Origin of the sequence: Acinetobacter sp. YH01009, from assembly GCF_013420765.1 — a bacterium.
GTDB lineage: Bacteria > Pseudomonadota > Gammaproteobacteria > Pseudomonadales > Moraxellaceae > Acinetobacter > Acinetobacter amyesii.
Genome location: NZ_VOYE01000010.1, coordinates 1 through 24299, shown reverse-complemented (window position 1 = coordinate 24299; position 24299 = coordinate 1). Strand labels below are relative to the sequence as shown.

The window sequence follows — 24299 nt, the reverse complement described above, 5'->3', positions numbered from 1 at the left end:
TATGCTGTATTTAAACATTCATGTTTTATTCATCATTTGACATCCAATTTTGCTACATTTGCTCAGTCAGCCACATTTATATAGAAAAATTCACTACAATAGCGCCACGTATTACAAAGCTGTAATTTAATGACTTGGCTGATTTTTATTCTTGGTGCCATCTTTGCGGGATTCGTACAAGGATTAACAGGGTTTGCATTCGCCCTTATCGCAATGTCATTTTGGGTTTGGATACTCCCCCCACAAATAGCCGCACCCTTGGTGGTCTGCGCTTCAGTTTATAGCCACTTCATTTCATTATCATCAGAACGTAAAAGCATTCCGATCAATAAAAAAATCATTTATCCCTATTTAATTGCAGGAATTTTAGGTGTACCACTCGGTACCTATTTATTAGACAGCATTAATCCAGATACATTTAAATTGGTTTTGGGCGCTTTTTTAATGTTTTGGTGCCCAATTTTATTTTTTAATCCTAAATTTTCATTCATCCAAAAATCAGGGAAATGGGCGGATTCTAGTATTGGATATATTGCTGGAATCTTGGGTGGTCTTGGAGGCTTTTGTGGTGCATTACCCTCTGCATGGCTCATGCTGAAAAATACACCCAAAGCAGAACAACGCTATATTTTGCGACATTTCAATTTAGCCATTCAGCTCGTCACACTCATTAGCTATCTGCTACAAGGGATCATCCATCGTGAACATCTGCCCTATTTAGCCGTGCTGTTGGTAATTATGGCTTTTCCCGTGATTTTTGGTGCCAAACTTTTCTATCGTATTTCAGAACGCCAATTTAAGCATATCGTGTTAGGGCTATTATTTTCTTCAGGCTGCTTCTTGGTGACAATGAGTATCTTAATCTGATAACTCAAAACCTAAAGATATTTGTAGAAATTATTCTAATAAAACGCCTTTTCAGTTAGACATTCACATCTTGTAACAATGACACAGTTCACATTTAAATAAAAATTAGCCAAATGGTAAAAAAGTAATTAATTTTTCTGACGAAAATTAATAGAATATTGCACCTCATAATTTTGCTTAAAATAAAACCATGAAAAAGTTCATCCTGCTTGCAGGTGTAACTCTGCTTAGCGGCTGTATGTTTGGCACGTCCAGCGAAATTAAAAAAGCTGAAAAACTACTCTCACATTTTCAGTGCAATAATATTGAAAGTTCACATATGACTCATAGCTCGATTACAACTTTCCATGAAGAAAAACTAGCATCAAGTAAACAAAAAGTCGTGTCTTATATCGATAGCTATAAGCAAGGCGAAAAGTTATTTCGTATCCCGCTCATCGATGTGGTTGACCAGCAATACATTATTTATAAGGCGGCATGTCAAAATCTGGGCGGTATCCATCCCGATTTTCATGATTAAATTCAATATAAAAGTCTAAACAAAATCATCTAAACGTAAAAAGGACAGCCGATGCTGTCCTTTTTATTGGATTGTTAGATTAGTAATAGCGTGTATCGACACTGAATTTTTCAGGAAATTTGGCATGTATTTGCGCATAGAAACCCATGATTTCCGCCATATCTTTTTCATAATCACCTGTAGGATAAACAATTTTACCCACACCTGTTTTTTTCTGCGCATAGTCCATATAAGCTAAAGCAATCGGCACACCCGCTTGCATAGCAACATGATAAAAACCAGTTTTCCACTTCTCTTGTTTAGCGCGTGTCCCTTCAGGCGTCACTAACATGACCAATTTCGGATGATGCTTAAATAAGTCAGCCATGAGCTCAACCATACTTTGACGAGCTTCACCATCTTGTTTTGGACGTCGATTAATACCAATCCCGCCCATGGCACGTACAAAAGGCCCAAACGGGAACTTCATATAACTGTCTTTAATCGTGATGCGAACATTTACCCCTAAAGCTTTCAGGGCAAGGCGTGCATAAAGTGCATCCCAATTACTGGTATGTGGCGCTGCAATCATGACACATTGGTCGATATTTAAATCCCAATGGTTATCAATTTGCCACCCCATTAAGTTCAGACTTTTTTCCGCTGTTTTTTCAAACACAATTTGCACCGACAGTTTTTTCTATGCCGCAGAGTTTAACAACGCAAAATAATTATAAAAGCCTATATTGTTTAGTTATTCACCAATTAATATATAAATGTCCTTTAGCGTTCACTTTTAGGTAAATCACCAATATTTCACTATTTACGAATTTTAAAAATTAAATGTCTGTTTTGATGTATTAACCAAACACACAATTGTTAACAGGAATAGGCTATTTTTCTTGAGCAATAAAAGTCACGCTTAGCATTATATTGGGTACATACGGTGTATAAATCTCATGAAAAAACTAATGCTCGCTCTCTGTATGGTCAGTGCAACCTTAACGGCATGTTCAAAAACCAGCAATGAATCTGAAACTGCGACACCACCAGATAATAATGTCATTGCCAATACAGACGCAGCCTCAGAAAGTCCGATTGCCACAGGTGATAACACCGAAAATGCACTTGATTGGGCGGGTGAGTATAAAGGGATTCTACCTTGCCATGATTGCAAAGGGATTGAAACTGAGCTTGAACTCAAACTCAATAAAAGCTATGAGCTTGGCCAAGAGTTTTTAGGTAAACCTGCGAACACTGAAAATAAAGTGAAAGGCAGTTTTAAGTTCTTGCCAGATCAACCTGGAATGATTCAACTTGATGCCGAGGGCGACAATCGAATTTACTTTGTAGGTGAAAACTTTATTGAGCTTCGTGGTGATAAAGGTGAAAAACTAGAAATGCCTGAAGTAAATCTTAAACTCACCAAAAAGCTTGATTAGTGTTTTACTCTAACTAGGATTGTTATAAAAAAATCCCCGCAAGTAGCGGGGATTTTTTAGATCGGATGATCAGTATGAATTACATCATACCGCCCATGCCGCCCATACCGCCCATATCAGGCATAGCAGGTTTGTCTTCTGGGATTTCAGTAATCATACATTCAGTTGTAAGCATAAGACCTGCAACAGATGCAGCATGCTCAAGCGCAGAACGCGTTACTTTAGCTGGGTCAAGAATACCCATTTCAAGCATATCGCCATACTCTGAAGTTGCAGCGTTATAACCGAAGTTACCTTCACCGTTTTTCACAGCATTGATTACAACTGATGGCTCATCACCAGAGTTTGCAACGATTTGACGAAGCGGCGCTTCAATTGCACGACGTAAAATGTTGATACCAACATTTTGGTCATCATTAGCACCAGACACACCTTCAAGTGCTTTTGCAGCACGTACTAGTGCAACACCACCACCTGCTACAACACCTTCTTCAACTGCAGCACGAGTTGCATGAAGTGCATCGTCAACGCGATCTTTCTTCTCTTTCATTTCAACTTCAGTTGCAGCGCCGATTTTGATTACAGCAACACCGCCTGCCAATTTAGCAACGCGTTCTTGAAGTTTTTCTTTGTCGTATTCTGAAGTTGATTCTTCAATTTGAGCACGAATTTGAGTTACACGTTCAGCAATTTGCTCTGCAACACCTGCACCATCAACAATTACTGTGTTTTCTTTAGAAACAGTAACTTTATGAGCTGTACCTAAGTGCTCAAGTGTAGTTTGGTCTAAAGACATACCAACCTCTTCAGAAACTACAGTCGCGCCAGTTAAAATCGCGATGTCTTGAAGCATCGCTTTACGACGATCACCAAAACCAGGTGCTTTAACAGCACAAACTTTGATAATGCCACGCATGTTGTTTACAACAAGAGTTGCAAGTGCTTCACCTTCAACATCTTCAGCAATGATAAGAAGCGGTTTACCTGTTTTAGCAACAGCTTCAAGTACAGCAATTAATTCGCGGATGTTGCTGATTTTTTTATCAACAAGAAGAATGTATGGGTTTTCAAGTTCAGCTGTTAGTGTATCTTGTTTGTTTGCAAAGTACGGGCTGATGTAACCACGGTCAAACTGCATACCCTCTACAACATCTAGAGAATCTTCAAAGCCTGAACCCTCTTCAACTGTAATTACACCCTCTTTACCGACTTTTTCCATTGCTTGAGCAATAAGTTTACCAACAGTGGTGTCAGAGTTCGCAGAAATAGAACCTACTTGTTCAATCGCTTTAGAGTCAGATGCAGGTTTTGCAGTCGCTTTAATTTCAGCAACTACAGCTTTAACCGCGATATCGATACCGCGTTTAAGATCCATTGGGTTCATACCCGCAGTTACTGATTTAATCCCTTCATTAAGGATTGCTTGTGCAAGAACAGTTGCAGTTGTTGTACCGTCACCCGCGATGTCGTTGGTTTTTGAAGACACTTCACGAACTAGCTGAGCGCCCATGTTTTCAAACTTGTCTTTTAACGTGATTTCTTTAGCAACAGAAACACCATCTTTAGTGATGTGCGGCGCACCGAAAGAACGGTCGATGACAACGTTACGGCCTTTAGGACCTAAAGTCACTTTTACAGCATCTGCAAGTACATTTACACCCGCGATCATTTTTGAACGCGCTGAATCACCAAATTTTACATCTTTAGCTGACATGTCTAACTCCGAATCTTTTTAAAATTTTTAACAATTTATGATGAATAAAAGGGTCTAAATGCGTGTACGAAACTTAAGCTTCAAGTACCGCTAAGATGTCAGACTCTTTCATAATAAGAAGCTCTTCGCCTGCTACTTTTACTTTTGTACCGGCATAAGTGCCAAACAATACGTTGTCACCAACTTTAACGTCTAATGCACGTACGCCATTGTCAGTTACTTTGCCATTACCTACAGCGATTACTTCGCCTTGAGCAGGTTGTTCAGCTGCTGAAGTACTTAAAATAAGACCACCAGCAGTTTTAGTTTCCTTTTCAACACGGCGAATCACAACGTTGTCATGCAAAGGACGAATATTGCTCATAGTTAACTCCAGACTAAGTCTATTTACTAGATAAAAGACGATGACATTTTGATTTCCGTAAGCCATCGACAAAAAATAATTTAGATGACACTTTTGTGGGGATGGAAAAAAACCCTTCAAGGGCAAAATTTAATTTTTTTCATTTTTTTGTATTTTTTTTCTTCAAAATTTAAATTTAAAGGATTAAAGCTCATCCAAAATATGAGTACTAAGATTTTCTTCGAATATTTTTAACTTTGAATTATAAAAATAATGCTGCACATTCATCTGCTCATCAATGACATTAAAACTGTTGGCAAGGTTCTCGTGTAGGCGATATGACGTTGCAGTTCCAGCATGAATATCCCAAACTGGATGCGCAGCACCTAAAGTATAAATCTGATTGAGGTCATAGCTGGCTGGAACATGTAAATGTCCATGCAATAAACCATTTAAACCGTGTTGACTCCACTGTTCGAGTGCCAAACGCCCTTGAACAGGACAATCTTTTACACCGTACGGGTCATTGGGCGGCGTATAAAAAGGTTGATGCGCTATGATTAATTTCACTTTATTGGGCGGCGCTTGTTTAAGTAATTCATCGACATGATGTATTTGCTCGAGCGATACATGCCCTCGCGTATGGTAACGACGGCGAATACTATTGATCCCAATTAAATAAAAATGCTCGGTTTCCAGTACATTTTCCATGGCACCAAAAAAAAGTTGATAACGTGCAAAAGGGCTAAAAACACGGTTCCATAAATGATATAGCGGAATATCATGATTCCCCGGCACAACGATATAAGGCAGCTTTAAGCTTTCTAAAAATTGCTTACATGCATAAAACTGACGATAACGCGCACGTTGGGTCAAGTCTCCACTGGCAACCACGGCCTCGATACGCTGTTCACGACAAAATTGCTGAATAGCGCGCATACACTCTGGCTTTTCAGTGCCGAAATGCAGATCAGACAGATGCAGTATCATGTGGCACCCGTATCTTTAAGGCTTGTTTTTGCACTCGAATTTTAAGCGGCGGTTTCATTTCTACAATCTCACCATCCACAGCAACGGTCATTTTTTTTCGTTGGGTATGTATGGTGACTTCATCAGCGGCAAAACTATACACATCTGGTGCATTGTCGATATTGCCACGGATTAACTGCCATAAAATTTTAAATAACGTTTTCTTATCACTTTTTGCGACCACCACACCTGCAACTTTACCTGCCTCTGCATCCTTAGCAATTTGCAAGTTTAAATCGGCCAATTGCAATTGATTATTGCCAAAAAAGATCAAGGGCGTTTTGACTGGATAAATATGATGATCCACTTCGATTTCCAATTTCAGCTCTTTACGATCTCGAATGAGCACATCCAAACCTGAGGTATAAGCATGTAATGGGAAACGACCAAACTTTTGATTATAAAACTCTCTTTTTTGTATAAATAAAGGATACAAGCCCAAACTGGCATTGTTTAAATAGATATGTTCATTGATTTGCGCCACATGTACCTGCCGATTATTGCCTGTCGCAATCACCTGTGCCGCTTGAATTAAATCGAGAGGAATATTGAGTACCCGCGCCACATAATTAAATGTGCCCAAAGGTAAGACCCCCATAGGAATATCGGTATGCATCAACTGATGAGCAACAGCATTTAAGGTTCCATCACCACCTGCAGCAACCACAACACCCAAATTATCAGGGTCTTTATGGCGTGCAAATACCTTGCTCATTAAAGTATCAAAACTCGCTTCCTGCCCAAGCTCAAATGACTGTATTTCGAAATTATGATCGGATAATATCCGCACAAGTTCCTCGTAGACTTCATCTTTGTTTGCAGCATGAAATCCTGATTTTTTATTATAGATAATAGATAAAGGCTTGGCTTGTTTAATCACTTTTTATACATCTTGGCCGCTTAGTATTGTATTTTGTCGAATTTAACAGCAAATAATAGCGCCTTTATGTAAAAATCGAATTACCACCATTTATTTAATCAATAATAATTCTCAAATATCAATTACATGCAACTTTTTGTTTTTATTAAAAATAACTATATAAAATATTGTCCATCACGTTAATAAATAAAGTTAAAATTTATAACATTATATGTTAAGTTATTGTATTTTATCTATATTTAATATAAATAGCATTAACTACCAAAAAAAATCTACCACTTCTTTAGTCTTATTTTTTTTATGATTTTATGCTTTAATACAGCCACTTTTTTTTCATCTTTTATCTGCATGATGTATCCCATGATGCAGATTATACTTTGTACGGTTAGTACATTTTTGAGATAGGCCTCACCATGACCCAAGTGAACGCACCAGAATTCGTTCGTCACCCTAAGCTAATTGCTTGGGTGGAAGAAATTGCCAAATTAACCAAACCAGCAAAAATCGAATGGTGTGACGGTAGCGCAGAAGAATATCAACGTTATATCGACTTGATGATCGCTAACGGCACTATGCAAGAACTTAACCAAGAAAAACATCCTGGTTCTTACCTTGCTAATTCTGATCCTTCTGACGTTGCTCGTGTTGAAGGTCGTACTTACATCTGTTCTGAAAAACAAGAAGATGCAGGCGCAACAAACAACTGGGAAGCTCCAGCTGAAATGCGTGCTCGTCTGAATGGTTTATTTGACGGTTCAATGAAAGGCCGTACTTTGTACGTAGTTCCTTTCTCTATGGGTCCTTTAGGTTCTCATATTGCTCACATCGGTATCGAACTTACTGATTCTCCTTACGTTGCTGTAAGCATGTCTAAAATGGCTCGTATGGGTAAAGCTGTTTATGACGTACTTGGTACTGACGGTGACTTCATTCCTTGCGTACACACTGTTGGTGCTCCGCTTGAAGAAGGTCAAAAAGACGTTGCTTGGCCTTGCAACCCTGAAAAATACATCGTTCATTACCCAGAAACTCGTGAAATCTGGTCTTACGGTTCTGGTTACGGCGGTAACGCATTGTTGGGTAAAAAATGCCTAGCTTTACGTATTGCATCTTCTATGGGTCGTCAACAAGGTTGGTTAGCTGAACACATGCTCATCCTTGGCGTGACTAACCCACAAGGCGAAAAACACTACATCGCAGCTGCATTCCCTTCTGCTTGTGGTAAAACAAACTTCGCGATGTTGATTCCACCAGCGGGTTACGAAGGTTGGAAAATTGAAACTGTAGGTGACGATATTGCTTGGATCAAACCAGGTGAAGATGGTCGTTTATATGCAATCAACCCTGAAGCTGGTTTCTTCGGTGTAGCACCTGGTACAAATACCAAGACTAACCCGAACTGTATGGCGACTCTTCATAAAGACGTAATCTATACTAACGTTGCTGTAACTGACGAAGGTGAAGTATGGTGGGAAGGCCTTACTAAAGAAGCGCCTGCTAACTTGACTAACTGGAAAGGTCAACCACACACCGGCGAAGAAAAAGCAGCTCATCCAAATGCTCGTTTCACTGTTTCAGCTGGTCAATGTCCTTCTATTGATGCTGACTGGGAAAATCCAGCAGGTGTTCCAATTTCTGCGTTCATCTTCGGTGGTCGTCGTGCAGACACAGTGCCTCTAATTTCAGAAGCATTTGACTGGGTTGACGGTGTTTACAAAGCTGCAACTATGGGCTCTGAAACAACTGCTGCTGCTGTTGGTCAACAAGGTATCGTTCGTCGTGACCCATTCGCAATGCTTCCATTTGCGGGTTACAACATGGCTGACTACTTCTCTCACTGGTTAGAACTTGGTGAAGAAGTTGCTGCTAAAGCTAAAGCTGCTGGCAATAAACTTCCTGGTATCTACAACGTGAACTGGTTCCGTCGTGATGCTGAAGGTAACTTTGTATGGCCTGGTTTCGGTCAAAACATGCGTGTTCTTGAGTGGATCATTGACCGTTGTGAAGGTCGTGCAGACGCTGTTGAAACACCTATCGGCCTTGTTCCAACATACGAACAATTGAACTGGACTGGTTCAGACTTCACTAAAGAGCAATTCGAGCTTGTAACTTCTCAAGATAAAGATCAATGGATCAAAGAACTTGAAAGCCACACTGAATTGTTCAACAAACTTGGTGATCGCTTACCAAAAGCACTTAAAGTACGTCAAGACGAACTTTTAGAAGCTGTAAAAAAATCTGCTTAATCGACCTTTAATTTCCCTCCTTTAAAAGAGGGATTAAGAAAGATTTAAAAGACCGCCTTGTGCGGTCTTTTTTATATCCACTAAGCCACATCTTGAGCTTTTTGTTTTATGCGAATTGCCATTAAGTATTCATTCAAAGCATCAACTTCAGCTGCACTGAATTGCAAATAGAACTTTGTTCGTCTTTGCAAAATATCTTCAGAACTTCTCGCCCACTCCTGCTCGACCAAATAATCCACTTCTTGAGCATACAATCCATGTCCAAAGTTTTGACCCAATTCATCAATCGAAGTTAAATGATTCAGCAAAATCCAGACACGGGTTCCATAAGCATGCGCCCAACGACTGGCTAGACTGATCGAAACCCCTCGCACTTTTTGTTGGATTTCAACCATCAACTGCTCTACCGATTCTAAATTTTCCGCACCAGGCAATGTTGCATCAGCAGTCCAAGGTTTGGATCGATGATGAAAAACCGTTTTAAGCTGATCTAATGCCGCTTCTGCTAGTTTTCGGTAAGTGGTAAGTTTGCCACCAAAGATTGAAAGTAATGCAGCCCCTTCTACATCGGTCAGTGCCAAGGTGTAATCTCGCGTGACTGCGGCTGGATTATCTGACTCATCATCACACAGCGGACGCACACCTGAATAAGTTGAAATGATGTCCGTTTGCGTCAATTGAGTTTTAAAGTGATCATTTGACACATCAAGCAAGTAATCGATTTCTTCCTGGCTTATCTTTACTCGATTTGGGTCTGCGTGATATTCACGATCTGTCGTGCCGATCAAGGTATATTGTTCTAAATAAGGGATCGCAAAGACAATGCGATGATCATCATTTTGCATAATAAAAGCTTTATCACCCTCAAAAAGTTTTGGAACAATGATATGACTACCTTGTATCAGCCGTATACCATAAGGTGACTCTTGCTTTAACCCCTGTTTTATAAAGTCAGCGACCCAAGGACCTGCCGCATTCACCAAGACTTTAGCCTGCACATTTTGCAATCCCTTGGCATTTTTTAGACATACCTGCCAAATTCCACCTTTACTATATGCATTTAAACATTCTGTTCGAGTCAGAATCTGTGCACCATGTTCTCGTGCTTGTATCGCATTGAGTACAACTAAGCGTGCGTCATCTACTGCACAATCGGAATATTCGAACCCTCGGGTAAATTTGGATGCTAAAGGACTAGCTTCCACATCAAATTCAATACCATTTGAGCCTGAAAGCTGTTCTCGCTTACCCAAATAATCATAAAAGAATAATCCAGTCCGAATCAGCCAAGCCGGACGTAAGTGCGGTTCATGTGGCATGATAAAACGCATCGGTCGAATAATATGAGGGGCTTTTTTAAGCAGAACTTCGCGCTCTGCCAGTGCTTCACGTACCAAACGAAATTCTTTATGTTCCAAATAGCGCAGACCACCATGAATTAATTTGCTACTTGCAGATGAAGTGTGGCTCGCGAGATCGTCTTTTTCACAGAGCAAAACACTTAAACCCCGCCCCGCTGCATCACAGGCAATACCAACACCATTTATTCCACCACCAATGACCACCATGTCATATATTGATTGTTGTTGTGTATTCATCGCTCCCTCCCGCTATGTCTTTTTATTCAACAATGCTTCGTTTTCTATGCTTTATTATTTTTCTCATTGATCATGATTTTTTAATCAAGATAACTATTTTGATCAAGATATCTGTAAGCTGAGTTTTTTATATCCTTCAATAAATGAGAAGTTATATTTTAAATGTACGTTTAAAAGCTTGCTGGCTCAAGCATGAAATCAATCATTTTAAAGTCAGAACCTATATTCAAAGCAAACATAATTACAAGCAGTTGATTTGTATTTTTTTCAACCTAATCTTTTTTAAAATTTTATTTCAAGCTTTTATATATTGCATGTTCAGCTGCAGAAGCCTTCAGTTTTGATGTACCCCGTTTATGCACTTACAGATACCATCTTTGGTGGTACTGCAGAATTTTTTGCCCTAAGTTTCAAAGAAGCTGGCTATGAGACATGGTTCTTCATCTATGTAACCATCATGATTTTTATTTCATTATTGGTCTACGTCTTTATGAAAGACACCAAACACCATTCCAAAATTCAAGAGCATTAATTCTACCCAATTAAGCCTCGGAGTTATTAATCATACTGATTAATAACAGAATATATTTCAAAGCAAAGCCTCAATTGATGAGGCTTTGCTGTTTTCATTTAGTCGTGAAAAATCTATCTGGTCAAAAAATTCGCATCTTATAGACTAAAGTCGCATGATTTTCTGCGACAACAGGAGTATAAATTAAATAAATATAGTTCCATCTCCCATTTCGACAAAATATATTGATTTAAACTTTTCCCAAAGAGTTTAAATGGATATGTTTTGCATTCATTCCTTGGAGAATGATGTGTCAAACTCATCTGAGCCAGTTGTTCCTGAACAATTGGATAGAAAAACTCGTGTCAAATCTATCCTCGGCGGATCTGCCGGCAACCTCGTTGAATGGTACGACTGGTATGTCTACGCTGCCTTTACCCTTTACTTTGCACCGCAATTTTTCCCTGACGGTGACAATACTGTAAAACTCTTACAAGCAGCTGCAGTCTTTGCACTCGGTTTCTTAATGCGTCCAATCGGCGCATGGGTCATGGGTATTTATGCGGACCGTAAAGGTCGTAAAGCAGGTTTGACGCTGTCTGTATCGTTGATGTGTGTCGGCTCACTGATGATCGCATGTGCACCAACCTATGATTCTGTAGGCATGCTCGCACCCGCTATTCTACTTTTAGCGCGTTTACTCCAAGGCTTAAGTGTTGGTGGTGAATATGGTTCTAGTGCCACCTATTTGACTGAAATGGCAGGTAAAAACCATCGTGGCTTCTTCTCAAGTTTCCAATATGTCACACTGATTTCAGGTCAGCTATTGGCACTTTGCGTTTTAATTATCTTACAACGCAATTTCTCAGAACAAGCTTTAACTGAATGGGGCTGGCGTGTTCCGTTCTTCATCGGTGCATTACTCGCTATTGTGGTGTTCTGGATTCGTCGCGGTTTAGTTGAAACTCAATCCTCTAAAGAAGCCCAAGAACAAGCTAAAAATGGTGGTCCAAAATCAGGGGCTTTAGCGTTATTTACCAAATATCCTAAACAAGCCTTCACTGTGATCATGTTAACTGCCGGTGGTACTTTAGCGTTCAACACCTTTACCACTTATTTGCAAAAATATTTGGTCAACACGTCTGGCTTTGAGAAAACCACAGCTACCGAAATTACCACTGCTGCGATTTTCATCTTTATGCTTTTACAACCTGCTGTCGGTGCGCTTTCAGACAAAATTGGTCGTAAGCCAATTATGATCGCCTTTGGTGTGCTTGGTGTACTCTTCACCATTCCAATTTTCAACGGTATCGGTTCTACGACTAGCCCAACCACAGCATTTATGCTTTGCATGAGTGGTATGGTGATTGTCACTGGTTATACTGCGATTAATGCTGTAGTGAAAGCAGAGTTGTTCCCTGCACACATCCGTGCCCTAGGTGTTGCATTACCTTATGCCATTGCAAATACACTCTTTGGTGGTACCGCAGAACTTGTGGCTTTGAGCTTCAAAAATGCAGGCCATGAAAACTACTTCTTCTACTACATTACGTTCATGATTGGTTTATCTTTGATCACGTATGTCTTCATGAAAGATACGAAAAAACATAGCATGATCACTGACGGTTAAGTCGCTCAGCCCTGCTATTCCACTTAAGCTCATCAAAGCCTATTTTGATGAGCTTTTTTTATCTCCATTTCCATCTACTCATCGTTTCGGCTGCATCAAAGATTTAATCAAACTTCTTTGGCTTTCTTTGTTTTCGCCATCGAGTCGACAGACGGACTATGGCATACTGAGCATACAAATAAAGACGGCGAATGAATGATGAAAAATATTTACAAAGTTTTAAGTTTGAGTATTGTTGCAATGTCGATGGCTGCTTGCCAAAGCACTCCACGTGCTTTTAATGGTCAAACGGGCTTTCAAATAGAGTCCAAATCTGCAGATAGCGCAACACTTGCATATACTTTAGCGGGTCGCCAAAACCAACAACTGGATGCCAATAAATTACAACGTGCTTGCCAAAAAGTATTAAATACGCAAAAGACCTATAAATTACAAATCTTAAGCGTGAACGAAATTGCAAATCCTGCTTTGGAAAATACCCAGTACGGCCGTCAAATTGGTAATACACGTGCGAACTTCGGTCTATCAAATACTCCTGATCTACGTAACTCTGAAAACTTAGGCGCGCGTGATGCACTCGATGCTCGCCCTGCAACCTTACGTGTGGTTCGCTATACCTGTTCTTAATCAAATTTGCAGTTTAAAAGACAAAAATAAGACGCTTAAAGCGTCTTATTTTTTATCGGTTCAATATTTATAGGGTTTTATAAAAACTCACATTTCGAAACTCAGGTGATTCATCCAAATCAGGCCATGTCGTTGCGCTTCGTTCATCGAGTTTTTCATATTTAGGATGACTAAAGTTTTTCACACGACTGTCTGCCACCCACACTTCTGGAGCAAACTTTAAAAATTCATCCAAAAAGAAACGGTTGCATTGGTCATACAGCACATCGGCAGCCAATAAAATATCGACTTGTTCGGCTTTATACAGATCATCTAAATATTCGAGTTCAACATTGTTTAGCTCTGCATTGGCACGGCATGCATCTAGGCTCACTTGGTCGATGTCACAGCAGATCACGCGTTTCGCCCCTGCCATTTTTGCTGCAATCGCCACCACACCTGAACCTGCACCAAAGTCCAATACCACTTTATCTTTGACATGATGCGGCTCAGCCAATAACCACTGCGCCATAGCAAGTCCTGAAGCCCAACAAAAGATCCAATACGGCGTGTCATTCCATATACGGCGAATGACTTCATCATCCAATTTATCGGTTGGAAATACCGGTGGAATCAACCATAGAGAAATCGGGGTTTCAGGCAACTGTTGTGCATGTAATTCACAATGCGGAATGACTTCATGAAGTGCTTTAAGTAAATGTTCAGGGGCTTTAGGAAATTGGAAAGTACAGCTCATTAGAATTTTATTTTTCGAATATGCAGAGTTTTAGTGTCATATAAGCCTAAATTAAGATCGGAAGTTCCCTCTCCTTTTAAAGGAGAGGGTTAGGGAGAGGATTATTTATAAAAAAGCACCCTCACCCCAACCCTCTCCCACAGGGAGAGGGAGCAGCATAGAATCAATTTGAGACGATCAGTTCCCTCTCCTTTAGGAGATGAGAAGCATTGCTTCGCAAGGGAGTGGTCTAAAGATTAACCCAACGCTTTTTCAGCAGCTTCAACAGTTTGACGAATCAACGTTGTAATGGTCATAGGACCTACACCACCCGGAACAGGTGTATAAGCAGAAGCAACTTCTTCAATACCCACCAATTGGATATCACCTACACCACCGCCATTACGTGGATGAAAGCCAGCGTCAACAACCACTGCACCTAGTTTGATCCAATCTTTTTGAATCAATTCAGCTTTACCTACCGCACCCACAATAATGTCAGCTTGTTTAACAAAGTCAGCCAAGTTTTGAGTACGTGAGTGGCAAGTAGTCACTGTTGCATTTGCTTCAAGCAGCATCGCAGACATTGGTTTACCCAAAATTGCAGAACGACCCACAACAACCGCATGTTTACCTGCGATTTCAATATTGTTTTCTTTTAGAATGGTCATGATACCTGCAGGAGTCGCAGAACCATACGCAGCTTCACCCATCGCCATACGACCAAAACCTAAGCAAGTCACGCCATCTACGTCTTTTTCAAGAGAGATCGCATCGAAACATGCACGCTCATCAATTTGAGCCGGTACGGGGTGTTGTAACAAAATACCGTGAACATCAGGGTTTGCATTCAATTTTTCAATTTCAGCAAGCAATTGCTCAGTTGTGGTTTCTTTAGGAAGCTCAACTTTTAATGAATCCATACCAACACGGCGGCAAGCATTCCCTTTCATACGTACATAAGTTGCAGATGCACCATCGTCACCTACCAAAATAGTCGCAAGAATTGGGGTACGACCAGTTTTCTCTTTTAGCGCTTCTACGCGAGTCAACAAGTCAGCTTCAATTTTCTTCGCCAATGCACGACCATCTAAAACTAATGCCACGGCACTTCTCCAAGTGATGATATGAATCAATTTTGCACATAATACATGATTATTTTAAATTTTTTACCTTGTATGCTGCTTTTATGCTCATACAGATGAATCTGCTATTGTTTTTTTTTCAGAGCTTGCTAATATACGCATCAACAAGACATGGCGGGGTGGCAGAGTGGTCATGCAGCGGACTGCAACTCCGTGTACGCCGGTTCGATTCCGACCTCCGCCTCCAATCTTGTTAAGCCCGAGTGGTGAAATCGGTAGACACAGGGGATTTAAAATCCCCCGCCCACAAAGCGTGCCAGTTCGAGTCTGGCCTCGGGCACCATTCTTCTACTACTGAAGATGGTGTAATAAAGAACCCAGCGATAAGCTGGTTTTTTTATGCCTAAAATTTAGCAACAGATGTTACGCACGTAAAAGTAATTTCACATTATTTACCGATATTTAAATCTACTCGACAGAGTCTTACATCTAGGGATTGAATAAAGGGATTAGCCTTCGGCTGGAGGTACTTTTGTTTCGGCAAAAGTACCCAAAACCATTGTCATCCGCAAAACTCGTTCACTAGTGTCTACTTATTCAAAGTATTGCAAAAACATTTTTGATTAAAAACAACCCTGTCTCATACACTTGCGGATGACCTTACCGCGTATCATTCTTTTATTTGAATCAAATTGTGCTTTTGATGTTACTGCGTCAAATCAGATAGGAATACAATAAAAAAGAGGGACATTGCCCTCTTTAATTATTTTAAAACACCCTGCAAATACATCACGTTTTAAAAGAATCCTTTAAATCACTTCAACCACAATCTTACCCACGTGCTCGCCTGTATCCATAGCTGCATGCGCTTCTTGAATTTGATCAAACTTAAATGTTTTGTAAATCATTGGCAGGCATTCACCTTTAGACCATAACGGAACAACATTTTCCTGAATGCCTTTTGCAATCTCTGCTTTTTCTGCAGTATTACGCGCACGCATGGTTGAGCCTGTAATGGTCAAGCGCTTCATCATGATTTGACCCAGTTTCACCTCTTTGGCTTTTGCTCCACCTAAGAATGCAATATAAACCAAACGACCATCACGACGTAATAGATTGAGGTTCTGCGCCAAATACGGTGCACCAACGATATCTAGAATGACATCTACACCCTGCTCATTGGTCGCTTCATTAATCACTTGCTCAAAGTCTTGAGTCTTGTAATTAATCGCATGTGTGATATCAGAGATCGCTGCCACTTTTTCATCTGAACCGACTGTTGCAAATGTTTTCATGCCCAACGCATTACACAGCATGATTGCTGTGGTTCCAATACCACTGGTTCCACCATGAATCAGCACCGTTTCACCTGCTTTGGCTTTGCCCATTTGGAATACATTCGCCCATACGGTAAAGAAGGTTTCAGGAATCGCTGCTGCTTGAGTAAAGCTTACACCTTTAGGAATACGAATGGTTTGGCTTTCAGGCACCACGCAATATTCTGCATAACCACCACCATTGGTCAGACCGCAGACTTTATCACCCACCTTAAACAAAGTGACATCTGCACCTACAGCAACCACCTCACCCGCCACCTCCAAACCCGGTACAGGTGTTACCCCTTTCGGCATTGGGTACAAGCCTTGACGTTGCAAAATATCTGGACGGTTGATGCCAAAGGCATGCACTTTAACCAACACTTCATCTGCTTTCGCTTCTGGGATGGCAACGCTTTCATAGGCCAGTTTATCAACACCGCCCGGTTCAGTAATAATGACCTGCTGCATGCTTTGCTGTGACATTGTTTTTCCTTTTCAATTATTGACTATTCATCTATCTCTGCACTATTTGAACATAGAAATGGCGCAGAATGAATAAACATGGACTTATGTATAATCTGTACTGTATTTCGTAAATGAATAATAGGCCGAGCATGTCTCAGATCGTTGAATACAATGAAGATAACGCCAGTGACTATGAATGGTTTGATGGTTTTGCCGTGATTCGCTTCTATGCTGACTGGTGCACGCCCTGTGTGCAGAACTATCCTGTATTTGAGCAGTGTGCAAAACAAATGTCAGCAGAGCATGCACAGCTAAAATTTGGCAAGGTGAATATTGATTCCTCGCCTATTCTAACTTTGCGCTATAACGTTTATGGTCTACCTTCAACCTTAGTGTTTTATCGCGGACAAGTGATTCAACGTATTGCAGGTGTCAAATCACTGACTGAATTAACAGCCATCATTCTAAGCGCGATGCAAGCACACTCAGACGATGACTAAGCAAATTTTCCTTTTATTTGGATGCAGGCTCATTTGGTAGACGCACAAACTTCATTAACGTATTACGCACCAATGGCAACACGATCAAAATGAGCGGAAAGGCCATCATCCACGACATGCTCCATGCGCGCAGCCAAATGCCAAGAAAGCCTTCAACTAAGCCTTTATTCATCAGCATGTTAAAGCAAGAAATTGAGCCACTCATAATACCGGACAGAATTAGGGGCATCAGCCAAGTCATGTGTTTGGGATGAAATTTTGGGAGTTGATTCATCTGTAAATACCTATTATTCGTCTTGGGCTGCGTTCTGGGCTTTTACGGTTTGTTTCAGTGTTTTCATAAACTGACCAAAATGCGGCATGAAATCTTTAAATAAAGGAAGGTCTTTATTTTCCAGCAAGGTTTCACCAAACAGTTTCAGCCCCACGGCAAAGGCTTTGGTTTTTTCATCATCTAATAACTGCGCTTTAGTCAAATGCTCTAGCACCTTAAACATGTCATCATGGTTGTAAGCATTAAACTGCAAAGCTTCGGTATAGGTCGATGGATTGCCCTGTGCATCGGCAATGTGTTTGAGCGTGATTTCATATTGATGCTGCTTCATTGTGTTACCTCCATACGGCTGATTTCGACGGCCGCCTGATCGATTTTTTCTGCAATGGCATAGACCTGTTCAGGTGTCAGTTCACAGTGCTGAATTTTGATACGCAATGATGCTTTTAGGTTTTCCATCGCACGTTTGATATCAACGTATTGTTCGTTGTTATGAATCTGCTTACGGGTATCAAAACGACACAGAATTTTCTCTACTGTGGCCTTTTCTGCACCTAAGTGCTGTAGGCCTAACTGCGTAACGTTGTATTGTTTACGGTCTTCTGCATTCAGTTCTGCATGGATGTATTGCTGTTCTTCGAGGTAATTCAGCGTTGGGTAAATTGTACCTGTGCTTGGACTGTAACCGCCGCCGACGATTGCGCCGACATCTTTAATGATGTCGTAACTAAACTTAGGCGCTTGGGAAATAAGATGCAGCACCAATAGTTTCATGTGCCCTGCTTCAAACAGGCGTTTTCGGGTTTTGACTGGACTATCGCTACCGTCGAGAAGGTCTGAATTTGACATGGCAAAGATACACCTTAAGATTAGTTAAGACATATCTTACAACATGATTTAAATTTTATCTAATATATTGCTTATTTTTTTGCCTCGTAAAATTCGGTTAGAACGACTATTACTCCCTTGAACTACAGCATGATAATATTCATTTGCATCCACTTGTTCTGATAGACCTTTTTTATCCACTTCAGCGTAAAAACTGGAAAGCATTTTCAAAAACTTATCTTTTTTAAAAATGGCTAGTTTCTCTTGACTAAACAAGTAGAAATATAGTTCAACAGCAAGACTAAAAAAGTCTGCCTTTTTTGTGACTCGGTTAGAACTACGACTTAATTCATCTACTAAACCAAGAATATAATCTAAATTACTTTCAATTTCAGATGCATGTGGAAAATCTTCATTATACTTTTCTAAAAATATTTCTATTTCTTGATCTCTATCAAAATAAGTACTTAAAATAGTAGCTATCAAAGAAAGACTATATGAAACATCTTTCATCCTTTTTATTTCAGTTGCCGTAAATATACGGTGCTCATCAAAAAAATTTTTAGATGATATTTTCTCACCAAATCGTTTAAATTCTCCTGCATATCTTGAATTATGAATTTCCATAGCATTCAACCCATAACTTGTTGAATTTATTTTCTGAAAAATAGTTTTAATATCTGCTATTGGTATATTTCCCAAGTCCCTTAGAACTACTTCATATTCTAAAAATTCTTTTTTTTGTTCCTGAGTTAATTCTGAATAGCTTTGTATACCTTGTAATTTAAGAGAGTCAGCTCCTCTAAAGTATTCATTTAATGTTGTAATTCTTTGTTGTCCATCTACCAATAACTCTATACCCTCACCAGTATCCGAATTTACATCACCAGCCGCAATATAAATTTCTGGAAAAGGATAACCATCTAATACTGTTTTAATAAATTCGATTTTATCATTATTAGACCAAACTAATCTTCGCTGAAAATCCGGCTGAGGAATAAGCGTTCCGTTATTAATTCCAGTCAGTAAAAGCCTTAATCTTCTATTAGACGCAGAAGTTTTCATTATTCAATTTCCTCTTTACACTGCTTTATACAGACCTTCTGATATTCTTCAAGAAAGAACCTTGATTGATATATACCGGCTCTAATAGGATAATCACCAAACTGTCTTTTCATAGTCAGTTCCCTAAAAAAATCCCACCACTCTTCAAAAAAGGGATTAAAACTGGTTATTGGAAATTTATCCGGTCTAATCCAACCTTCGCTTAAATATTGAAAAAATTGTTTTTTCCTAGGCCAATCTGCACCAGTTTTATTATAAAGATAAGCCAACTTCCATACTTGCTCAAAAAGATCAGGAGATATAATTGCTAAATCTATATCCGATTGATCATTAAACAACCCATATCTTCTACTCGGCTTAATACTAAACCCCAATTTACCTGAACCAACCATATGAATATGCAAATGATCAATATTAAATTTTTCAGCGATTTCTCTTCGAAGTCTTGTATATTGCATTGCATCTAAAGCATATGGGTCACCGGTAAAAATTGACGCTTGTACAATTTCTTCACAGTCATAAGCTCTAAGATGCTCTTGAAAAACTGCCAATTCCACAATTTTACTCATCAAGTTAATTATAATATTTATCTGATTTTAAACTAAAAATATATAAAATTTAAAATTATATTTTGACTAAAAAACCCGCCTTTCGGCGGGTCTTTTAAAATCAATTCAGTCTATTACAGACGAACCAACTCAACAATTTTCTCAGCAACTTCTTCAGCAGTCTCAACTGTGTAAGTTACATCTGTGCCTTCAGCAGTATCCGTAATCACAACCACACCCGTTTCACGAACTAGCGCTACTTGCTCTACAGTTAAACCAGCTTTCGCAATTGCAACCACACCTTGTTGAATCAACAAGCTTTCAATCGCTTGCGCATTTTCAAGGGCTTTTGCAGTCACAGTTACCGCAGCAGGTTTTTGACCTAAACGTGCAGCACGCGCTTCAGCAGTTACAGGCTCGTTGTGTGCAGTCCATTCAACCGCAGACTCAACCATACCCGCACCAACGGTCACGTTGCTTAAACGGTCAATAAAGATGAATGAACCTGTGTAACGACTGTCTTGGTAACGGTCAAATACCACTGGCGCATCAAACTCAATCGTTACATCTGCAATCGCATTCAGTTCAAGCTGTTCAACTTCCGTTTTTTCCAATGTGTTTACATTGGTACGGTAGTTGATTTTCGCAACTTTCGCAGGAATAGTTTGTGTACCAAACTTCACATTATACAGTTTGCCAACTACTAAAGGCGCATCTGTCATCCATACCACAGAGGCACGTGCAGAACGTGAAATTAACGGCTGTTCGCCTGCTTTAACTAAAACGTTACCACGTGAAATATCAATTTCATCATTTAGCGTAAGTGTTACCGCTTGACCTGCAACAGCATGGTCTAAGTTACCGTCAAAAGTCACGATTTCTTTAACAGTAGACGACTTACCAGATGGCAAGGCAGTAATGGTATCGCCAACTTTTACTTCACCAAGTGCAATCGTACCGCAGAAGCCACGGAAGTCGAGGTTCGGACGGTTGACATATTGAACTGGGAAACGGAATTCGTGCTTGCTCGTATCATGCGAAATTTCAACAGTTTCCAAAGTCTCCATTAAAGTCTGACCTTGGTACCACGGCGTATTTGGCGATTTGTTTACAACGTTATCACCATTCAACGCAGAAATAGGCGTGAAGATAATGTTCGCAGGTTTACGATCGCCCAATTGGTTTACGAACTCGTTGTACTCTGCTTGAATTTCATTGAAGCGCGCTTCAGAGAATTCAACCAAGTCCATTTTGTTCACTGCAACCACGATATTACGAATACCCAAAAGACTCGCAATAAATGAGTGACGACGAGTTTGCGTTTGAACGCCATAACGCGCATCAATCAAGATGATCGCAAGGTCGGCAGTCGACGCACCAGTTGCCATGTTACGTGTGTACTGCTCATGCCCTGGGGTGTCAGCAATAATGAACTTACGTTTTTCTGTAGAGAAATAACGGTAAGCCACGTCAATGGTAATACCCTGCTCACGTTCTGCTTGCAGACCATCGACAAGTAAAGCCAAGTCAGGCGCATCACCCGTAGTACCGACTTTTTTAGAGTCACGAGTCACGGCTTGCAATTGATCTTCATAAATCAATTTTGAATCGTAAAGTAAACGACCAATTAGAGTCGATTTACCATCATCCACGTTACCGCAAGTGAGGAAACGTAGAAGGTCTTTATTTTCGTGTTGTTTTAAATACGCCAAGATGTCTTGGCTAATTAAATCTGATTGATGAGACATTGCTCAAAGCTCCACATATTCTTTTGAAATCGGTTTCTGAATCTTTTTAATCCCTCTAAATCTCCCTTTAAGAAAGGGAGACTTTACTCCGTTCTTTCTCGGGAGTTCCCCCTCTTTAGTACAGAGGGTGAGCAGCACTGCTGCGCAAGGGAGATTATGAGATTCTTAGAAGTAACCTTCCTGCTTTTTCTTTTCCATCGAACCTGCTTCATCATGGTCGATCATACGGCCTTGACGTTCAGATGTTGTGGCTAAAAGCATCTCTTGGATAATTTCCGGTAAAGTTGTTGCAGTTGATTCAACCGCACCTGTAAGTGGGTAACAACCTAAAGTACGGAAACGCACCGATTTCATTTGTGGCACTTCACCTTCGTTCAAACGCATACGCTCATCATCAACCATGATCAGTGTACCGTTACGCTCAACCACTGGACGTTCAGCAGCCAAGTACAAAGGAACCAATTTAATATTTTCAAGGTAGATGTATTGCCAAATATCTAACTCAGTCCAGTTAGACAATGGGAACACACGAATACTTTCACCTTTGTTCACTTTACCGTTGTAAAGATTCCAAAGTTCAGGACGTTGGTTTTTAGGGTCCCAACGGTGTTTGGTATCACGGAATGAGTAAACACGTTCTTTGGCACGAGATTTTTCTTCGTCACGGCGCGCACCACCGAAAGCCGCATCAAACTGATATTTATCAAGTGCTTGTTTTAAGCCTTGAGTTTTCATGATATCAGTATATTTTGAGCTACCGTAATCGAACGGATTCACGCCTGCATCTTTACCTTCTTTGTTTTGATGCACGATCAAATCAAAGCCATGCTCTTTTGCCATGTTGTCACGGAAAGTAATCATGTCTTTAAATTTCCAACCCGTGTCTACATGCAGTAGTGGGAATGGAAGTTTGGCAGGATAGAATGCTTTTAAAGCAAGATGCAGCATGACCGCTGAATCTTTACCGATTGAATACAGCATGACTGGGTTTTCGAACTCAGCAGCAACTTCACGGATGATATGAATACTCTCAGCTTCAAGCTGTTTAAGATGAGTAAGTCTTTCCTCATTTAATGACATGGACAACACCAGCTTAGAATATGTGTACTTATTACACTTTTAAAGATATATATACATTATAGTGATTAAGCTTTCATAACGATTGCTTGTTTTGTGATATTGATATTCTTATTCGTCATATACAAATTGTCTGATACTGCTTATCAATTTTAATTAATTTAATACGATAGGCTTATCAATTTCATTATTATTCTAGTCCGAGATCCGTAAGTCTACGCAATTTTTTATCAATTAACTAATCGCTAAATCCTCTAAACAATCGGTATTCAAACTCGCTCAAACTACCTAAAGTAGCTATATCGCTCTCCAACAGTTATTGATATGCCATATAGTCACTATACGCTTGAAACCTTAAAGTCGCTGATTGAAGCCGCAGGTCTTGCTGGCTATATTTATCAGCATTCTTCACACATGCTCGTGCTCCAAGAAGCCTTGAATGATGACGGCAGCCCACTGAATAACTTTATCCAACATGAGCTGAGTGCAGACCAAATTGGCCTTCAGTTCGGCCTACGACTTTTGGACAATAAACTCGAGTTTTTGATTGGGGTGACTCACAGTAACCAAGATCGCGGCTACGAAATTGGCGCAGGCAATTTAAAGGCAGATCAACGCGCATTTAATCTGCTCTATGCTTTTTACAATTTCCCCAAAGCATTTCACTTAATCCACTTCCCGCTCGCAGCCAATAGCACCCAGTTAGAGGAAGAGATCGAAAAGCAACTGTTTCAACTTGAAAGCATGGGCTTTTTAGACACTGCGATTAAAACCAATCCGATGGGCGAGCAAGTGAAGTGGATGAAAACCTTTATTGTTCAAGCGGCTTTAGATATGAAAGTACGCATTCAAACTTCATTGTTATAAAAACGGTTAAAGCCACCTAAAAATAGCTCTATTGAACACCAGTTCAAATCTCCATATGACATCGAAAGTCACGGTAAAGCTTCTCAGCACTGCCGTGACGGTTATAAATTTACATTTCCTAACATTGTTTTCTGTGCCTTTTAACAAGCCATTTCTCTCCGTTAAGAACGACCACTTATATATCTGCAATTAGACTGAAAATTTGATTGATCACAATGACTTAAATCTTAAATGGGTAAAGCAGAGAGGTGGATCAGGAAATTTGAACAACACTTATAAGTGATATTTTGCTCCCCAAATGATGTTATAAACATCAATATATGGAGTATTTTATGGCACGTAGACCAAGAAGAAATCATTCAAACGACTTTAAGGCTAAGGTAGCACTTGCTGCGATCAAAGCAGAAAAAACACTTGCTGAA

Annotated in this window: 24 protein-coding genes, 2 tRNA genes and 1 pseudogene; 11 read left to right on the top strand and 16 right to left on the bottom strand. The window is 40.0% G+C overall.

Translation table 11 applies throughout. From position 1 onward, the window contains the following. The first annotated feature begins 129 nt into the window (after window positions 1-129). Window positions 130-867 carry a sulfite exporter TauE/SafE family protein gene (locus FTT76_RS11130; protein WP_180011853.1) on the top strand — a complete coding sequence of 246 codons (738 nt, stop codon included), beginning with the start codon at window positions 130-132 and terminating at the stop codon, window positions 865-867. 190 nt (window positions 868-1057) lie between these two features. Continuing rightward, window positions 1058-1387, top strand: a complete 330-nt coding sequence (locus FTT76_RS11125; protein ID WP_078192963.1) for a hypothetical protein — start codon at window positions 1058-1060, stop codon at window positions 1385-1387. Between the two features lie 79 nt (window positions 1388-1466). Here FTT76_RS11125 and FTT76_RS11120 read toward each other — a convergent pair whose 3' ends face one another. Further along, window positions 1467-2045 (bottom strand): 1-acyl-sn-glycerol-3-phosphate acyltransferase, encoded by a 579-nt coding sequence (locus tag FTT76_RS11120; RefSeq protein WP_180007486.1) that lies wholly within the window; start codon window positions 2043-2045, stop codon window positions 1467-1469. 280 nt (window positions 2046-2325) lie between these two features. On the opposite strand from FTT76_RS11120, the gene FTT76_RS11115 reads away from it, so the two are divergent. Then, window positions 2326-2808: a copper resistance protein NlpE gene (locus FTT76_RS11115; RefSeq protein ID WP_180109431.1), complete on the top strand. Its 483-nt coding sequence runs from the start codon at window positions 2326-2328 to the stop codon at window positions 2806-2808. Between the two features lie 79 nt (window positions 2809-2887). On the opposite strand, the gene groL is transcribed toward FTT76_RS11115, so the two are convergent. From groL to FTT76_RS11095, 4 genes are all read right to left on the bottom strand, one after another. Further along, window positions 2888-4522, bottom strand: coding sequence for a chaperonin GroEL (gene groL / locus FTT76_RS11110; protein ID WP_078192965.1), 1635 nt, complete (start codon window positions 4520-4522; stop codon window positions 2888-2890). A gap of 73 nt (window positions 4523-4595) precedes the next feature. Beyond that, window positions 4596-4886 carry a co-chaperone GroES gene (gene groES / locus FTT76_RS11105; protein WP_078192966.1) on the bottom strand — a complete coding sequence of 97 codons (291 nt, stop codon included), beginning with the start codon at window positions 4884-4886 and terminating at the stop codon, window positions 4596-4598. Between the two features lie 183 nt (window positions 4887-5069). After that, a complete protein-coding gene (locus FTT76_RS11100; RefSeq protein ID WP_180190522.1) occupies window positions 5070-5855 on the bottom strand; it encodes a metallophosphoesterase in 786 nt (261 codons plus the stop codon). Beyond that, the gene (locus FTT76_RS11095) at window positions 5836-6774 is read right to left on the bottom strand and encodes a diacylglycerol kinase family protein (RefSeq protein WP_078192968.1); all 939 of its coding nucleotides are present in this window, start codon (window positions 6772-6774) and stop codon (window positions 5836-5838) included. Before FTT76_RS11095 ends, FTT76_RS11100 begins: the two co-directional genes overlap by 20 nt. Before the next feature lie 413 nt (window positions 6775-7187). Here FTT76_RS11095 and FTT76_RS11090 point away from each other — a divergent pair, with 413 nt between their 5' ends. Then, window positions 7188-9020 (top strand): phosphoenolpyruvate carboxykinase (GTP), encoded by a 1833-nt coding sequence (locus FTT76_RS11090; RefSeq protein WP_180007483.1) that lies wholly within the window; start codon window positions 7188-7190, stop codon window positions 9018-9020. A gap of 80 nt (window positions 9021-9100) precedes the next feature. On the opposite strand, the gene glpD is transcribed toward FTT76_RS11090, so the two are convergent. After that, entirely contained in the window at window positions 9101-10618 is a 1518-nt protein-coding gene (glpD, locus tag FTT76_RS11085; protein ID WP_180190521.1) for a glycerol-3-phosphate dehydrogenase, read from the bottom strand. A 355-nt stretch (window positions 10619-10973) separates the two neighbouring features. Here glpD and FTT76_RS11080 point away from each other — a divergent pair. The 3 genes and pseudogenes from FTT76_RS11080 to FTT76_RS11070 form a co-directional block, all read left to right on the top strand. Continuing rightward, window positions 10974-11150 (top strand): annotated as a pseudogene (locus tag FTT76_RS11080) (alpha-ketoglutarate permease); the annotation flags it as partial. Window positions 11151-11439: 289 nt separating this feature from the next. After that, complete coding sequence (locus FTT76_RS11075) at window positions 11440-12759, top strand: MFS transporter (protein ID WP_180190520.1); 1320 nt, start codon at window positions 11440-11442, stop codon at window positions 12757-12759. A gap of 198 nt (window positions 12760-12957) precedes the next feature. Then, on the top strand, window positions 12958-13386 hold the full coding sequence (locus FTT76_RS11070) for a hypothetical protein (protein ID WP_180049149.1): 429 nt from the start codon (window positions 12958-12960) through the stop codon (window positions 13384-13386). A gap of 67 nt (window positions 13387-13453) precedes the next feature. Here FTT76_RS11070 and FTT76_RS11065 read toward each other — a convergent pair whose 3' ends face one another. Together FTT76_RS11065 and folD are read right to left on the bottom strand one after the other, a co-directional pair. Then, window positions 13454-14122 (bottom strand): methyltransferase, encoded by a 669-nt coding sequence (locus FTT76_RS11065; RefSeq protein WP_078189884.1) that lies wholly within the window; start codon window positions 14120-14122, stop codon window positions 13454-13456. A 236-nt stretch (window positions 14123-14358) separates the two neighbouring features. Beyond that, the gene (folD, locus tag FTT76_RS11060; RefSeq protein WP_180190519.1) at window positions 14359-15207 is read right to left on the bottom strand and encodes a bifunctional methylenetetrahydrofolate dehydrogenase/methenyltetrahydrofolate cyclohydrolase FolD; all 849 of its coding nucleotides are present in this window, start codon (window positions 15205-15207) and stop codon (window positions 14359-14361) included. A 152-nt stretch (window positions 15208-15359) separates the two neighbouring features. On the opposite strand from folD, the gene FTT76_RS11055 reads away from it, so the two are divergent. Then, a tRNA-Cys gene (locus FTT76_RS11055) sits at window positions 15360-15433 on the top strand. A gap of 10 nt (window positions 15434-15443) precedes the next feature. Continuing rightward, window positions 15444-15529: transfer RNA gene (locus FTT76_RS11050), tRNA-Leu, on the top strand. A gap of 466 nt (window positions 15530-15995) precedes the next feature. Here the strand turns inward: FTT76_RS11050 and FTT76_RS11045 are convergent. Continuing rightward, entirely contained in the window at window positions 15996-16988 is a 993-nt protein-coding gene (locus FTT76_RS11045; protein ID WP_180190518.1) for an NAD(P)H-quinone oxidoreductase, read from the bottom strand. A 131-nt stretch (window positions 16989-17119) separates the two neighbouring features. On the opposite strand from FTT76_RS11045, the gene FTT76_RS11040 reads away from it, so the two are divergent. After that, window positions 17120-17470, top strand: coding sequence for a co-chaperone YbbN (locus tag FTT76_RS11040; RefSeq protein WP_180190517.1), 351 nt, complete (start codon window positions 17120-17122; stop codon window positions 17468-17470). A 13-nt stretch (window positions 17471-17483) separates the two neighbouring features. On the opposite strand, the gene FTT76_RS11035 is transcribed toward FTT76_RS11040, so the two are convergent. The 7 genes from FTT76_RS11035 to cysD all read right to left on the bottom strand — a co-directional run bounded on the left by FTT76_RS11035 (window position 17484) and on the right by cysD (window position 23013). Beyond that, on the bottom strand, window positions 17484-17744 hold the full coding sequence (locus FTT76_RS11035; RefSeq protein WP_180026651.1) for a DUF2798 domain-containing protein: 261 nt from the start codon (window positions 17742-17744) through the stop codon (window positions 17484-17486). Between the two features lie 13 nt (window positions 17745-17757). After that, complete coding sequence (locus FTT76_RS11030) at window positions 17758-18075, bottom strand: DUF3861 domain-containing protein (protein WP_180049114.1); 318 nt, start codon at window positions 18073-18075, stop codon at window positions 17758-17760. Beyond that, the gene (locus FTT76_RS11025) at window positions 18072-18593 is read right to left on the bottom strand and encodes a PadR family transcriptional regulator (protein WP_180190516.1); all 522 of its coding nucleotides are present in this window, start codon (window positions 18591-18593) and stop codon (window positions 18072-18074) included. The genes FTT76_RS11030 and FTT76_RS11025 overlap by 4 nt, the downstream gene beginning before the upstream one ends. A 48-nt stretch (window positions 18594-18641) precedes the next feature. After that, window positions 18642-19637: a DUF262 domain-containing protein gene (locus FTT76_RS11020; RefSeq protein WP_180107145.1), complete on the bottom strand. Its 996-nt coding sequence runs from the start codon at window positions 19635-19637 to the stop codon at window positions 18642-18644. Then, window positions 19637-20194 carry a hypothetical protein gene (locus tag FTT76_RS11015; RefSeq protein ID WP_180107143.1) on the bottom strand — a complete coding sequence of 186 codons (558 nt, stop codon included), beginning with the start codon at window positions 20192-20194 and terminating at the stop codon, window positions 19637-19639. The genes FTT76_RS11020 and FTT76_RS11015 overlap by 1 nt, the downstream gene beginning before the upstream one ends. A gap of 125 nt (window positions 20195-20319) precedes the next feature. After that, window positions 20320-21933 carry a sulfate adenylyltransferase subunit CysN gene (gene cysN / locus FTT76_RS11010; RefSeq protein ID WP_180003926.1) on the bottom strand — a complete coding sequence of 538 codons (1614 nt, stop codon included), beginning with the start codon at window positions 21931-21933 and terminating at the stop codon, window positions 20320-20322. Between the two features lie 165 nt (window positions 21934-22098). Continuing rightward, on the bottom strand, window positions 22099-23013 hold the full coding sequence (gene cysD / locus FTT76_RS11005; protein ID WP_078189893.1) for a sulfate adenylyltransferase subunit CysD: 915 nt from the start codon (window positions 23011-23013) through the stop codon (window positions 22099-22101). Between the two features lie 321 nt (window positions 23014-23334). Here cysD and FTT76_RS11000 point away from each other — a divergent pair, with 321 nt between their 5' ends. Further along, window positions 23335-23877 carry a hypothetical protein gene (locus tag FTT76_RS11000; protein ID WP_111884395.1) on the top strand — a complete coding sequence of 181 codons (543 nt, stop codon included), beginning with the start codon at window positions 23335-23337 and terminating at the stop codon, window positions 23875-23877. Window positions 23878-24299 lie beyond the last annotated feature (422 nt).

Coding starts and splice junctions, on each gene's coding strand:
- groL (WP_078192965.1), bottom strand. CDS start 4,522: ATGTCAGCTAAAGATGTAAAATTTGGTGATTCAGCGCGTTCAAAAATG.
- cysD (WP_078189893.1), bottom strand. CDS start 23,013: ATGTCATTAAATGAGGAAAGACTTACTCATCTTAAACAGCTTGAAGCT.
- FTT76_RS11040 (WP_180190517.1), top strand. CDS start 17,120: ATGTCTCAGATCGTTGAATACAATGAAGATAACGCCAGTGACTATGAA.
- glpD (WP_180190521.1), bottom strand. CDS start 10,618: ATGAATACACAACAACAATCAATATATGACATGGTGGTCATTGGTGGT.
- FTT76_RS11030 (WP_180049114.1), bottom strand. CDS start 18,075: ATGAAGCAGCATCAATATGAAATCACGCTCAAACACATTGCCGATGCA.
- FTT76_RS11065 (WP_078189884.1), bottom strand. CDS start 14,122: ATGAGCTGTACTTTCCAATTTCCTAAAGCCCCTGAACATTTACTTAAA.
- FTT76_RS11070 (WP_180049149.1), top strand. CDS start 12,958: ATGAAAAATATTTACAAAGTTTTAAGTTTGAGTATTGTTGCAATGTCG.
- FTT76_RS11130 (WP_180011853.1), top strand. CDS start 130: ATGACTTGGCTGATTTTTATTCTTGGTGCCATCTTTGCGGGATTCGTA.
- FTT76_RS11035 (WP_180026651.1), bottom strand. CDS start 17,744: ATGAATCAACTCCCAAAATTTCATCCCAAACACATGACTTGGCTGATG.
- groES (WP_078192966.1), bottom strand. CDS start 4,886: ATGAGCAATATTCGTCCTTTGCATGACAACGTTGTGATTCGCCGTGTT.
- cysN (WP_180003926.1), bottom strand. CDS start 21,933: ATGTCTCATCAATCAGATTTAATTAGCCAAGACATCTTGGCGTATTTA.
- FTT76_RS11025 (WP_180190516.1), bottom strand. CDS start 18,593: ATGTCAAATTCAGACCTTCTCGACGGTAGCGATAGTCCAGTCAAAACC.
- FTT76_RS11020 (WP_180107145.1), bottom strand. CDS start 19,637: ATGAAAACTTCTGCGTCTAATAGAAGATTAAGGCTTTTACTGACTGGA.
- FTT76_RS11115 (WP_180109431.1), top strand. CDS start 2,326: ATGAAAAAACTAATGCTCGCTCTCTGTATGGTCAGTGCAACCTTAACG.
- FTT76_RS11090 (WP_180007483.1), top strand. CDS start 7,188: ATGACCCAAGTGAACGCACCAGAATTCGTTCGTCACCCTAAGCTAATT.
- FTT76_RS11100 (WP_180190522.1), bottom strand. CDS start 5,855: ATGATACTGCATCTGTCTGATCTGCATTTCGGCACTGAAAAGCCAGAG.
- FTT76_RS11125 (WP_078192963.1), top strand. CDS start 1,058: ATGAAAAAGTTCATCCTGCTTGCAGGTGTAACTCTGCTTAGCGGCTGT.
- FTT76_RS11000 (WP_111884395.1), top strand. CDS start 23,335: ATGCCATATAGTCACTATACGCTTGAAACCTTAAAGTCGCTGATTGAA.
- FTT76_RS11045 (WP_180190518.1), bottom strand. CDS start 16,988: ATGTCACAGCAAAGCATGCAGCAGGTCATTATTACTGAACCGGGCGGT.